Source organism: Halovenus anhuiensis, assembly GCF_037080055.1.
In the GTDB taxonomy this organism is placed as follows: Archaea; Halobacteriota; Halobacteria; order Halobacteriales; family Haloarculaceae; genus Halovenus.
Genome location: NZ_JBAOJI010000003.1, coordinates 243,399 through 255,111, shown reverse-complemented (window position 1 = coordinate 255,111; position 11,713 = coordinate 243,399). Strand labels below are relative to the sequence as shown.

Here is an 11,713-nt window from a genome sequence, read left to right as displayed (position 1 = left end):
TGATGCCTGATGGAGGCCCTGAAAGCAGACGTAACCCAGGGCCTGGAGAAGGGTTCGCTGATCAACTGCGCCGACAACACGGGCGCACGCGAACTCAAAGTCATCAGCACCCACGGCTATTCCGGCACGATCAACCGACATCCCAAGGCCGGCATCGGTGACAAGATCACCGTCTCGGTCACGAAAGGGACGCCGGAGATGCGACGGCAGGTGCTCGAAGCGGTCGTCATCCGCCAGCGGAAATCGATCCGCCGGCCGGACGGCACCCGCCTGCAGTTCGAGGACAACGCCGCCGTCATCATCGACGACAACGAGGAGCCACGCGGAACAGAGATCAAGGGGCCGATCGCCCGGGAAGTCGCAGAGCGGTTCGGGTCGATCGCCTCCACAGCGACAATGATCGTATAGATATGAGCGAACAACCACACAAACAGCGAACGGCAACGCGACGCGCTCCGTTGCACGAACGTCACGAGCAGGTCAAGGCGACGCTGTCGGAGGATCTCCGCGAGGAGTACGACACCCGCTCGGTCCGAGTCAACGCCGGGGACACCGTCGAGGTGCTCCGTGGCGACGACGCGGGCGAGCAGGGCGAAGTCGTCAACGTCGACCTCAAAGACGCCGCCGTCCACGTCGAGGACGTAACCCTCGAAACGGCCGACGGCGAAGAGGTCCCACGACCAGTCGACGCGAGTAACCTTCGCGTGGTCGAACTCGACCTCTCGGACGAACTGCGAGAGGAGCGCCTCGAAGCTACGGAGGAGGATAACGAATGACGAAACATCAGAAGCGGCTCTCAGTCCCAAAGAGCTGGCCCGTCGAGCGAAAGGAGGAGACCTTCACGGTCAAGGCCGACGCCGGGCCCCACGGTGAGTCGGGGGTTCCCCTGCTCATCATTCTGCGGGACGTGCTCGGCTACGCCGACAGCCGCAAGGAAGCACGATACGCACTGAACGAAGGTAACGTCGAGATCAACGGGAAGATCATCAGCGACGAGGAGCGTCCAGTCGGGATGTTCGACATCGTCGCCTTCGAGGAACGCGAGGAGTACTACCGCGTGTTCCCCGACGAGGGTGGCCGGCTCTCGCTGACCCCGATCGACGAGGAATCGGCACAGAGTAAACTCGGCAAGATCGTCAAGAAGGCGAATGTCCCAGGCGGGGACGTTCAGTTGACCCTCCACGACGGGCACACCCTGCTCGTCGAGGAAGGCAGTCCGTACAGCGTCGACGATTCGATCGTCATCGCCAACGAGGACGACGAGATTGTCGCCCACTTCGAGTACGAAGAGGGCGCGCTCGTGACCGCCGTCAACGGCGCACACGCCGGACAGATCGGCGCAGTCGACGAGATTCAGGTCACGCCGGGTAGCTCTCAGAACAACGTCCTCGTCGACCAGGAGGATGCTCCAGTCTCGTCCGACGACGGCTTCGAGACCATCGAGGAGTACATCGTCGTGATCGACGAGAACTTCGTGAGCGGGTCGGGTTCCGACCCGGAAGCGAGCGGCGACAACCGCGAGCAGGGTGATGACGCATGAGTTCGGATACCGGAAGTGAGTTCCACTCGATGCGCGAACCGCGCGTCGAGAAAGTCGTCGTCCACATGGGCGTCGGTCAGGGTGGTGAACCCCTCGCACAGGCCGAGGAGATCCTCGAAGAGATCACCAGCCAGGAGTCCGTCCGAACCACCGCAAAGGCGACCAAACCGGAGTTCAACATCCGCGAGGGCGACCCGATCGGTGCGAAGGTCACGCTGCGAGACGAACTCGCCGAAGAGTTCCTCGACAAATCGCTCGAACTGGTCGATATCGATCGTGCTCAGTTCGACGATACCGGCAACTTCAGCTACGGGATCGAGGAACACACCGAGTTCCCGAGCCAGGAGTACGACCCGACCATCGGGATCTACGGGCTGGACGTGACGGTCAATCTGGTCCGTCCGGGCTACCGCGTCGCAAAGCGCGACAAGGGCTCGCGTTCGATCCCGTCGGCGCACCGGCTCAGCATCGACGATGCGGTCACATACGTCGAGAAGGCATTCGACGTGGAGGTCCAGCAATGATGGAGGAGACAGCATGAGCGAGAGCGAACAGGAAGCAGAGGCAACCGGCGAGCAAGCCGCGAAACGAACCGGACAGCTACGGGAGTGCCAGCGCTGTGGCCGCAAGCAGGGTCTGGTCGGCAAGTACGACATCTGGCTCTGTCGACAGTGCTTCCGCGAAGTATCCCGAAGCATGGGCTTCAAGAAGTACTCATGACAGGAAACGACCCACTTGCCAACGCGCTGTCGGCGATCGACAACGGCGGTAGCGTTGGTCATCTCACACAGGACGTATCGCCCGCCTCGAACGAGATCGGTAGTGTACTGGAGGTGCTGTACGATCGCGGTTACATCGACGGCTTCCAGCGCATCGACGACGGTAAAGCCGGGAAATTCGAGGTCGAACTGAAAGGAGCAATCAACGAGTGTGGCCCCATCAAGCCCCGCTATTCGGCCGGTGCCGACGAGTTCGAGAAATGGGAGAAGCGATTCCTCCCGGCCCGTGACTACGGGACGCTCATCGTCACCACCTCGCATGGCATCATGAGCCACTACGAGGCCCGAGAGCAGGGAATTGGTGGTCAGGTCATCGCATACGTCTACTGAACAATGCCAGAAACTACACTACAGATTCCAGACGAGGTCGACGCCGAGATGGACCATCTCGAGTTGACCGTCGAGGGACCGAACGGCAGCGTCACCCGACGCCTCTGGTACCCGGACATCGACGTCAGCGTCGATGACGGCGAGGTCGTCATCACGAGCGACGGAGACGACGCCAAGACGATGTCGACGCTTGGCACCTTCGAGAGCCACGTCCGCAACATGTACCACGGCGTGACCGAGGGCTGGGAGTACGAGATGGAGATCTTCTACTCTCACTTCCCGATGGACGTCGCCGTACAGGACGGCTCTGTCGTCATCGAGAACTTCCTCGGCGAGAAAGCGCCGCGAGAAGCCCCGATTCACGGGGACACCGACGTGGAGATCGACGGCGAGATCGTCACGCTGAACGGACCGGACATCGAGGCAGTCGGACAGACAGCAGCCGATATCGAGCAGCTGACGCGTGTGACGGACAAGGACGTTCGCGTCTTCCAGGACGGCGTCTACATCACACAGAAACCAAATCGAGGTGACGCCTGATGGCAGACGAACTTACTGAACTCGGCGGTGTCGACGAAGAGAAAGCCGAGGCGCTCCGTGACGCGGGCTACGAGACGCCCGAACACGTCGCCGCGGCCAGCCAGGACCAGCTTCAGGACGTCGAGGGAATCTCGACGGCACTGGCTGCCCGGCTGAAAGCCGAGACCGACGAGGTCGAAGTGAGCGTCGGTGTCGAGGCCGAGATCGAAGAACTCGAACCCGACGACGCCGGCGAAGACGAAGCCGCAGACGACGAAGACGACGAGGACGAGCCCGAAATCGAGGAACTCACCGACATCAGCGGCGTCGGTGACTCGAAGGCGGGTTCGCTCGAAGACGCCGGCTACGGCACGGTCGACAAGGTCCGCGGCGCGAGCCAGGACGAACTCGCCGACGTAGACGGCATCGGGATGGCACTCGCCGCCCGAATCAAAGCCGACGTCGGCGACCTCGACGTCAGCGAAGAGGTCGAGGCAGAAGTCGAAGACGAGGAAGCCGAGGAAGCAGAAGACGTGGAGACGGAACTCCAGCCTCGTGGACTCGTCGACAAGACGCCTGACCTCGACGACGACGAGCAGCGGCTTCTCACGCAGCGGTCACGCGTGGGCACGCCGAAGTTCAACCGACAGGACCACCACAAGAAGAAACGAGTGCCGACCTCCTGGCGGCGCCCGAAAGGGACGCTGTCGAAACAGCGTCGCGGTATCAAGGGCAAAGGCGACAAGGTACAGGCGGGCTTCCGCTCGCCGAAAGCGGTTCGCGGTCGCCACCCGTCCGGCTTCGAGGAAGTTCGCGTGCACAACGTGGACGATCTGGAGGGTGTCGACGGTGACACCGAAGCGGTCCGGATCGCCTCGAAGGTCGGCGCGCGCAAGCGCGAACGAATCGAAGAGGTCGCAGAAGACGAGGGCATCCGCGTCCTCAACCCAACCTACGTGGAGGTCGAAGTAGAATGACTGATCTTAGCGCACAGAAGCGACTCGCATCGGACGTTCTCGATGTCGGGCAGAACAAGATCTGGCTGGACCCCAGCCGACAGGGTGACATCGCGGAGGCGATTACCCGCGAAGACATCCGTGAACTGGTCGACGAGGGTGCCATCCGCGCAGAAGAGCCGAAAGGCAACTCCCGCGGACAGGCCCGCGAGCGCCAGCAGAAACGCTCGTACGGCCACCAGAGCGGTCCCGGCTCCCGGAAGGGCAAGGCCGGCGCCCGAGAGAACGAAAAGGACGACTGGACATCGAAGATTCGCGCACAGCGCAAGCGACTGCGCGAACTCCGCGACGACGACGAGATCGACCGCTCGACCTATCGCGACCTGTACGACAAAGCCGGCGGTGGCGAGTTCGACAGTGTCGCCGACCTCGAACGGTATCTCGAAAACGAACTCAGAGGTGAGATCTAATGGCAACAGGACCACGATACACCGTGCCTATGCGGCGACGCCGCGAGGCACGAACAGATTACCATCAGCGGTTGCGCCTGCTGAAATCCGGCAAGCCACGACTGGTCGCTCGAAAGAGCAACAAACATGTCAGGGCGCAGCTGGTTACGACAGGACCACAGGGAGACAACACGCTTGCGAGCGCACACTCGCAGGATCTGGCCGAGTACGGCTGGGAGGCACCGACGAGCAACATGCCCGCCGCGTACCTCACCGGTCTACTCGCCGGCCTGCGTGCGGTCGAGGCAGGTATCGAGGAAGCAGTGCTCGATATCGGACTGAACTCCCCGACGCCGGGGAGCAAGGTCTTCGCAGTACAGGAAGGTGCTATCGACGCCGGGCTCGAAATCCCGCACAACGACGACGTGCTGGCTGAGTGGCCGCGCACGCGTGGGGAACACATCGCCGAGTACGCCGAGCAGCAGGACGGCCTCTACGGCGGCGACTTCGACGCGACCGAGCTCCCGGAGCACTTCGACGAACTGCGAGAAACACTGCTGGAAGATGAGGTTGAACTATGAGTGCTGAAGACGGATGGGTCCCACAGACCCGACTTGGCAAGAAGGTGGCAGAAGGCGAAATCGAGACGATGGAGGAGGCGCTGAACTCCGGCCTGCCACTGAAGGAAGCAGAGCTCGTCGACCAGCTCGTTCCAGATCTGGAAGACGAAGTACTGGACATCAACATGGTCCAGCGGATGACCGACTCGGGGCGCCGAGTCAAGTTCCGCTGTGTCGTCGTCGTCGGCAACCGTAACGGCCTCATCGGCTACGCCGAGGGTCGTGACGATCAGGTCGGCGGAGCGATTCAGAAGGCCATCGACATCGGCAAGCTGAACCTGGTCAAGATCCCTCTGGGAAGCGGTTCCTGGGAGGACGAGCCGGGTGGCGATCACTCGCTGATCCGGAACGCGACGGGCAAGGCCGGCAGTGTCGAAGTCGAAATCAAGCCGGCTCCGAAAGGACTCGGGCTCGCTGCCGCAGAGACGCCACGGCACGTGCTCGAACTGGCTGGTATCGAAGACGCCTGGACGAAAAGCCACGGCAACACCCGAACGACGGTGAACCTGGCAAAAGCGACCTACAACGCACTGGAAAACGCCGCGGAATCGCGGGTGCCCCAGCGCGTTCGCGAACAGCAGCGTGAGGTGGTCGAGGAATGAAAGCGCTCGTCCAGCTTCGCGGTGAAGTGAACATCAATCAGGACACCCGAGACACCCTCGACATGCTGAATCTCGGTCGGGTCAACCACGCGACGCTGGTGCCCGAAGAGCCAGCCTACGACGGGATGGTCGCGAAGGTCAACGACTACGTTGCCCACGGCGAGCCGAGCCAGGAGACGGTCGAACTCCTGATCGAGAGCCGAGCCGAGCCCGCAGCGGGCGAGGGCGACATCGACGACGAGTGGATCGCCGAGAACACGGAATACGACAGTATCTCGGCGCTCGCCGAGGCACTGATCGCCGAAGAAACGACTCTGCAAGATGCCGGCCTCTCGCCGACGCTGCGGCTGCACCCACCGCGGGGCGGCCACGAGGGCGTCAAACGGCCGGTCAAGACGGGCGGACAGATCGGTCCTCACGAGACGGACGATCTCGATGCACTACTGGAGGCGATGCGATAATGACAAGCAAAAAACGACGACAGCGCGGCTCCCGGACCCACGGCGGCGGTTCCCAGAAGAACCGACGCGGTGCCGGTCACCGTGGCGGCCGCGGCGCGGCAGGACGTGACAAACACGAGCACCACAACCACCCGCCACTCGGCGAGGAAGGCTCGGGTTTCACCCGGCCGGAGAAAGCGCAGGACACGGTCGTGACCGTCGACGTGCGCGAACTCGACGAGGACGCCCCGCTGCTCGCAGCGGAGGGCCTCGCAGAGGAGACCGACGGTGGCTACGAGATCGACGCGCGAGAAATCGTCGACGACGCAGACACGGCAGACCGAGTGAAAGTACTCGGTGCTGGGCAGGTTCGGAACGAACTCTCCGTCATCGCGGATGATTTCTCGGACGGTGCCGTCGAGAAAATCGAGGCCGCCGGTGGCGAGACCGAAGCACTAAACCCGGTCGACGACGACGAATCGACAGACGAGGAATAATATGAGCTGGAAGGATACCGCCGAACCGGTACTTACGCGGATGCCCGCAGTCCGCCGTCCGGAAGGACACGTCCCGTTCCGCCGCAAACTCGGCTGGACGGCAGGAATCCTGGTGCTGTACTTTTTCCTGACGAACGTGTCGCTGTTCGGGCTGGGCGCATCGTCAGATGCCTTCGGTCGTTTCCGGTCGATTCTGGCCGGATCGCAGGGCTCGCTAATGCACGTCGGAATTGGACCGATCGTCACGGCGAGCATCGTCCTGCAACTGCTCGGCGGTGCCGACTTGCTGGGACTCGATACCCAGAATAACCCACGAGATCAGGTCCTCTATCAGGGCCTGCAGAAACTGCTCGTCGTCATCATGACGGCGCTCACCGCGCTCCCGATGGTGTATGCAGGTTTCCTGCAGCCAGCGGGTCCGGTCGCTCGGTCGATCGGCGTGAGCCCGGGGACACTGCAGTTTCTGATCTTCGTGCAGGTGTTCATCGGCGGTATCCTCATCCTGTTCATGGACGAAATCGTCAGCAAGTGGGGCGTCGGATCCGGGATCGGGCTGTTCATTATCGCTGGTGTGAGCCAGCGGATGATCGGTGGCCTGCTCGGATTCAGTGAACTCCCCGGAACGGTCAACGACGGGATCATCGCGACCTGGATTCGCGTGATCTTCGGCGAGCGAGAGCTTTCGGGGAGCCTGCTCACACCAGCAGGGTTGCAGGATGTCCTGCTCGGCCCCGGTGGACAGTTCCGGGTCGGGCTGCTGGCGATGTTTACCACCTTCGCAATCTTCGCCATCGTCGTCTACGCGGAAAGCGTTCGCGTCGAGATCCCCCTCTCGAATACGCGGGTCAAGGGCGCACGGGGTCGATACCCGGTCAAGCTCATCTACGCGAGTGTCCTGCCGATGATCCTCGTTCGAGCACTCCAGATGAACGTTCAGTTCCTCGGGCGCATTCTGAACGGCCAGTGGACCGGGATGCCCGCGTGGCTGGGCACCTACAGCGATCAGGGCCAACCACAGGAAGGGCTGTTCTACTTCCTCTCGCCGATCCAGTCCCCACAGGACTGGATGTGGTTCGCCGGCTTCGGTGGACAGAACGAGGCCTGGGAGATCCTCATTCGCGTGGGGATCGATCTGACGATCATGATCGTCGGCGGTGCAATCTTCGCCATCTTCTGGGTGAAGACCACTGACATGGGCCCCGAGGCGACGGCCAAGCAGATCCACGGCTCCGGGATGCAGATCCCCGGATTCCGGCAGAACACCCGGAGTATCGAGCGCGTGCTCGAACAGTACATCCCGCAGGTGACCGTCATCGGCGGTGCGCTCGTCGGCTTCCTCGCCGTGATGGCGAACATGCTCGGCACCATCGGCGGTGTGACCGGGACTGGACTCCTGCTGACAGTGTCCATCACCTACAAGCTCTACGAGGAAATCGCCGAGGAGCAGTTGATGGAGATGCACCCGATGATGCGGAAGATGTTCGGCTAACGCCGACCGATTTCCGACCACTTTTCGAGATTTTATTTTTGACTCCGAGCGAGTGACATCTCTCGCCGGTGCCACTCCAGAGGCGATTCGCGGCAAACCGAACAAACACAGATATGTGTGGCCGCGGTAGCTGACAAACGAGTGTGAGTTCCAGTGAGTGAGCCGGAGCAAGAGGATACCGACTCTACGGAGCAGATGACATCTCAGAACGTGCTCGCCTCACTAATCGAGAGTGGCGTTCACGAGATGAACCGCGAGTGGTCTGGGCTGGCGCTATCCGGATTTTCAGCGGGGCTTGATATCGGCTTCGGGCCACTCATGATGGCAGTCATATTGACGCTCTCCGATGGCGGCTACGGTGATCTTGGCACTGAACTTCTGCTCGCGAGTGTCTACTCGATCGGATTCATGTTCGTGATCCTCGGACGGTCGGAACTGTTCACAGAACACACGACTCTCGCCGTGATTCCCGTCCTCGACGGTCAGGCCTCCGCACAGCAACTCTCCAGACTCTGGGGCGTGGTGTACGTCGGCAACATCGTCGGTGGGTTCATATTCACACTGCTGGTCGTCGTGTTGATGCCGGGTCTCGGCGTCGTCTCGCCGGAGGCGTTCGGAACCATCGCGAACAAACTGGTCTCACACGAACCCGAGTGGCTGTTCGTCGGCGGTGTCTTCGCAGGATGGCTGATGGGGCTGCTGGCCTGGTTGATCACAGCGGCCCAGGAGACGACCAGTCGGCTGATTATCGTGTTGATCGTCACCGGAACTATCGGCCTGCTGCATCTCCCGCACTCGATCGCGGGTAACGTCGAAGTGCTGTTTGGACTGATCATGTCCACGTCAGTCACGCCGTTGGATTATCTCGTTTTTCTCGCGCTGGCGACGGTCGGCAACGCCGTCGGGGGCGCAGTGTTCGTTGCGCTGCTCAAGTACGGACACGTGGTCCGGGGCGGCAACTGACTTGAGAGTTCAGTCGTGGACGAGCACGTCGAGCACGTCGGTACCCTCACGATCCAGCGCGTCGGCGAACGACGAGGCAATGTCCGCTGGCGATTCGACGAGGTGGCCGCGCGCCCCGTGACTCTCGGCGTTTTTCGGGAGATCGACCGGCGGGTCGAAATCCATTCCAACCCAGTCGTAGTCGTCTTCGTCGCCGCCCATGATGTCCAGCGTGTTGTCCTTGAGAATCCGGTAGTTGCGGTTGTCCGGAACCACAACCGTCAGGTCCAGATCGTGGCGCACCGCCGAGTAGATGGACTGCGGATAGTAGAGATACGAGCCGTCGCCGATGAAGCCGACGACATCTCGGGGCTCGTCTTGGAGACTCTCGGCGACAGCCGCACCGACCGACGCCGGCAGGCCGTAGCCGAGTCCGCCGCCCTTGTTCGAGATGTACTGATCGGCTTCGAGACTCCAGCGGGTCAACATCGCGTATTTCGATGTGACACCTTCGTCGACGATGAAGGCGTCCTCAGCGACATCCTCCATCGCATCGACCAAGTCCGCCTTCGAGGCTCGCGGATCGTCAGTGGCCTCACCTTCGCCCATGCCTTCCATCTTCGCGCCGACGAACTCCCGGCGAGCGGCGACGGATTCCAGGCGTTGCTCGCGGGTCGACTCCGAGAGATCCTGTGCGAGGATATCGGCGAGTTCGGACATGACACGGCCCGGATCACCGATGACGGCAGCGTCCGCGGGCTGGTTTTTGCCGATCTGCCAGGCGTCGTCGCTGATGTCGATGCAGGTCGTCTCCGACGGGATCAGATCGTTCTCGTGGCGAGTCAGCGTCGTGTTCGTCGAACAGCCGACCTGCAGCAGAACGTCGGCACTCATCAGCGTCCGAGCGAGATCCTCGTTCGGCGGGACGAACGAAACCCACTGGTCGTGATCGGTCGGGAAGTTGACCTCGCAGGCGAGGATTTCGCCGTGGACGCGCGCACCGACCGCCTCCGCGAGCGCGATGGCATCTTCGACGGCATCCCGGCCCGAGCGGGCGACGCCGTCGCCGAGCACCATGGCGATATCCGTACCTTCCGAGAGAAGATCCGCCGCCCGCGCGACCTGGCCAGGGTCGCCGCGGCCGCCGTCCGGAATCGTTCCGAGTCGCTCGGGTTCGGCCGTCGTCTCCGCGAGCATCTGATCCAGCGGAAGCGCTAGAAAGACCGGTCCTGTGGGTGGCGTCAGCGCTGTCCGGACTGCCCGGCGGAGCATCGTCGGCAGTGCCTCGACAGAGCGAACCTCGTCGGACCACTTCGTGAACTGGTCGATCATCTCGACGAGGTCACCGTGCAGGATGGGCTCCTCGTGGCGGAAATCAGTGCTGTGGATGCCGGCGGTAATGAGGACCGGCGCGCCGGCGACAGACGCCGCGTAGACGTTGCCGAGTCCGTGCGCCAGTCCGGCCGAGAGATGAAGATTGGCCACGCCGAGCGGCAACACGTCACTTTCGCCGATGGGTTCGTCCTCGTGGTGAGCGTGGTACCGCCGCGTACTCGCGTATCCCCCCGCCATCCCCGTGGCGATGTCCTCGTGCAAGCCGAGGATATACTCGATGTCGCTGTCCTCCGTCGCGTGGACGATGGGGAGCTCCGTCGTTCCCGGATTCCCGAAAAGATGGGTAACGCCGTACTGCTCCAGCGTCTCGACGAACAACTCCGCTCCCGTCCGTTCGCTGTCTGCCATACACACCCATTTTACCGGTCGGAGTAAAAATTCTACCGGCTACACCGGCTGAATTTTCGCTATTGGTAACTAATTCACAGTCATACGTTTACGCTCATCACAGATCTGCCAAAGCAGATTTACGGCAATCACTCCGCGAGGATCGAATCGATGATCTTCGATTCCGCGCGGCGGAGCAGTTCGTTCGCCGTGCTCGACGCACAGTCGAGTTCCGCTGCGACCTCCTCGAACGAGACCTCGCGGGGTGTCTCGTAGTAACCGAGTTCGTGGGCGGTCGAGAGTGCCTCGCGCTGGCGATGAGTCAATCGCCCGAGCGTGTCCGTCCGGTCGGGTGAGTAGCCGCCCATCCACTCGACATCGACAGCGATGCGGTCGCTCACTTCGTCGAAAGCCTCCTGTAGTGCTGCCTGTTCACCGGCGACGGTCACCCGGACGCCGCGCTCGGTGAATCGGAAGGGCGGTTCGAGCAGCAGTGCGTGTTCTTCGGTGATCGCCAGCAATTCGCTGAGAATCTCGTGTTCGGAAACGTGCAAAAAGGCATAGACGTTCGTCTCGTCTTCGACGATCAGTTCGTACTGGCGGATATCCTCGTTGTCCTCGATTGCCGTTTCGAGCGGCTCGAAGTCGGTGACTGTGAGTCGATAGAGCAGCGTATACGAACCGTCACTGTGCCAGCCGAGATTCATGACCGCCTCCCGGGAGACCGCCCCGAGCGTCGCAAATGTCGTATCGATGCCGGGGAAAGATCCGTCCTCGGGCAGGAGATGAAGCTCGACGGCTCTCATTGTCACCCATTGTGGCCGGCAC

17 protein-coding genes are annotated in these 11,713 nt (G+C 62.1%); 15 read left to right on the top strand and 2 right to left on the bottom strand.

Annotated features, from left to right (window positions below):
• Positions 1 to 9: 9 nt before the first annotated feature.
• From V8P86_RS10145 to V8P86_RS10070, 15 genes are all read left to right on the top strand, one after another.
• Positions 10 to 408, top strand: a complete 399-nt coding sequence (locus tag V8P86_RS10145) for a 50S ribosomal protein L14 (protein ID WP_336327145.1) — start codon at positions 10 to 12, stop codon at positions 406 to 408.
• A gap of 2 nt (positions 409 to 410) precedes the next feature.
• Positions 411 to 776, top strand: coding sequence for a 50S ribosomal protein L24 (rplX, locus tag V8P86_RS10140; RefSeq protein WP_336327144.1), 366 nt, complete (start codon positions 411 to 413; stop codon positions 774 to 776).
• On the top strand, positions 773 to 1,540 hold the full coding sequence (locus V8P86_RS10135) for a 30S ribosomal protein S4e (protein WP_336327143.1): 768 nt from the start codon (positions 773 to 775) through the stop codon (positions 1,538 to 1,540). Before rplX ends, V8P86_RS10135 begins: the two co-directional genes overlap by 4 nt.
• Positions 1,537 to 2,064 carry a 50S ribosomal protein L5 gene (locus V8P86_RS10130; RefSeq protein ID WP_336327142.1) on the top strand — a complete coding sequence of 176 codons (528 nt, stop codon included), beginning with the start codon at positions 1,537 to 1,539 and terminating at the stop codon, positions 2,062 to 2,064. Before V8P86_RS10135 ends, V8P86_RS10130 begins: the two co-directional genes overlap by 4 nt.
• A gap of 13 nt (positions 2,065 to 2,077) precedes the next feature.
• Entirely contained in the window at positions 2,078 to 2,260 is a 183-nt protein-coding gene (locus tag V8P86_RS10125; RefSeq protein WP_336327141.1) for a 30S ribosomal protein S14, read from the top strand.
• Complete coding sequence (locus V8P86_RS10120) at positions 2,257 to 2,649, top strand: 30S ribosomal protein S8 (protein ID WP_336327140.1); 393 nt, start codon at positions 2,257 to 2,259, stop codon at positions 2,647 to 2,649. Before V8P86_RS10125 ends, V8P86_RS10120 begins: the two co-directional genes overlap by 4 nt.
• Positions 2,650 to 2,652: 3 nt before the next feature.
• Positions 2,653 to 3,189: a 50S ribosomal protein L6 gene (locus tag V8P86_RS10115; protein ID WP_336327139.1), complete on the top strand. Its 537-nt coding sequence runs from the start codon at positions 2,653 to 2,655 to the stop codon at positions 3,187 to 3,189.
• Positions 3,189 to 4,145 carry a 50S ribosomal protein L32e gene (locus V8P86_RS10105; protein WP_442909382.1) on the top strand — a complete coding sequence of 319 codons (957 nt, stop codon included), beginning with the start codon at positions 3,189 to 3,191 and terminating at the stop codon, positions 4,143 to 4,145. Before V8P86_RS10115 ends, V8P86_RS10105 begins: the two co-directional genes overlap by 1 nt.
• Positions 4,142 to 4,594 (top strand): 50S ribosomal protein L19e, encoded by a 453-nt coding sequence (locus V8P86_RS10100; protein WP_336327138.1) that lies wholly within the window; start codon positions 4,142 to 4,144, stop codon positions 4,592 to 4,594. The genes V8P86_RS10105 and V8P86_RS10100 overlap by 4 nt, the downstream gene beginning before the upstream one ends.
• Positions 4,594 to 5,154 (top strand): 50S ribosomal protein L18, encoded by a 561-nt coding sequence (locus V8P86_RS10095; RefSeq protein ID WP_336327137.1) that lies wholly within the window; start codon positions 4,594 to 4,596, stop codon positions 5,152 to 5,154. Before V8P86_RS10100 ends, V8P86_RS10095 begins: the two co-directional genes overlap by 1 nt.
• The gene (locus V8P86_RS10090; RefSeq protein ID WP_336327136.1) at positions 5,151 to 5,795 is read left to right on the top strand and encodes a 30S ribosomal protein S5; all 645 of its coding nucleotides are present in this window, start codon (positions 5,151 to 5,153) and stop codon (positions 5,793 to 5,795) included. The genes V8P86_RS10095 and V8P86_RS10090 overlap by 4 nt, the downstream gene beginning before the upstream one ends.
• Positions 5,792 to 6,256: a 50S ribosomal protein L30 gene (gene rpmD / locus V8P86_RS10085; RefSeq protein ID WP_336327135.1), complete on the top strand. Its 465-nt coding sequence runs from the start codon at positions 5,792 to 5,794 to the stop codon at positions 6,254 to 6,256. The genes V8P86_RS10090 and rpmD overlap by 4 nt, the downstream gene beginning before the upstream one ends.
• Positions 6,256 to 6,732 carry an uL15m family ribosomal protein gene (locus tag V8P86_RS10080; RefSeq protein WP_336327134.1) on the top strand — a complete coding sequence of 159 codons (477 nt, stop codon included), beginning with the start codon at positions 6,256 to 6,258 and terminating at the stop codon, positions 6,730 to 6,732. Before rpmD ends, V8P86_RS10080 begins: the two co-directional genes overlap by 1 nt.
• A 1-nt stretch (position 6,733) precedes the next feature.
• Positions 6,734 to 8,221 carry a preprotein translocase subunit SecY gene (secY, locus tag V8P86_RS10075; protein WP_336327133.1) on the top strand — a complete coding sequence of 496 codons (1,488 nt, stop codon included), beginning with the start codon at positions 6,734 to 6,736 and terminating at the stop codon, positions 8,219 to 8,221.
• Positions 8,222 to 8,416: 195 nt separating this feature from the next.
• Entirely contained in the window at positions 8,417 to 9,184 is a 768-nt protein-coding gene (locus V8P86_RS10070; RefSeq protein ID WP_442909386.1) for a formate/nitrite transporter family protein, read from the top strand.
• Between the two features lie 9 nt (positions 9,185 to 9,193).
• Here V8P86_RS10070 and V8P86_RS10065 read toward each other — a convergent pair whose 3' ends face one another.
• Together V8P86_RS10065 and V8P86_RS10060 are read right to left on the bottom strand one after the other, a co-directional pair.
• Positions 9,194 to 10,906: a thiamine pyrophosphate-binding protein gene (locus V8P86_RS10065; RefSeq protein ID WP_336327131.1), complete on the bottom strand. Its 1,713-nt coding sequence runs from the start codon at positions 10,904 to 10,906 to the stop codon at positions 9,194 to 9,196.
• Positions 10,907 to 11,034: 128 nt separating this feature from the next.
• The gene (locus V8P86_RS10060; RefSeq protein ID WP_336327130.1) at positions 11,035 to 11,691 is read right to left on the bottom strand and encodes a helix-turn-helix domain-containing protein; all 657 of its coding nucleotides are present in this window, start codon (positions 11,689 to 11,691) and stop codon (positions 11,035 to 11,037) included.
• Positions 11,692 to 11,713 lie beyond the last annotated feature (22 nt).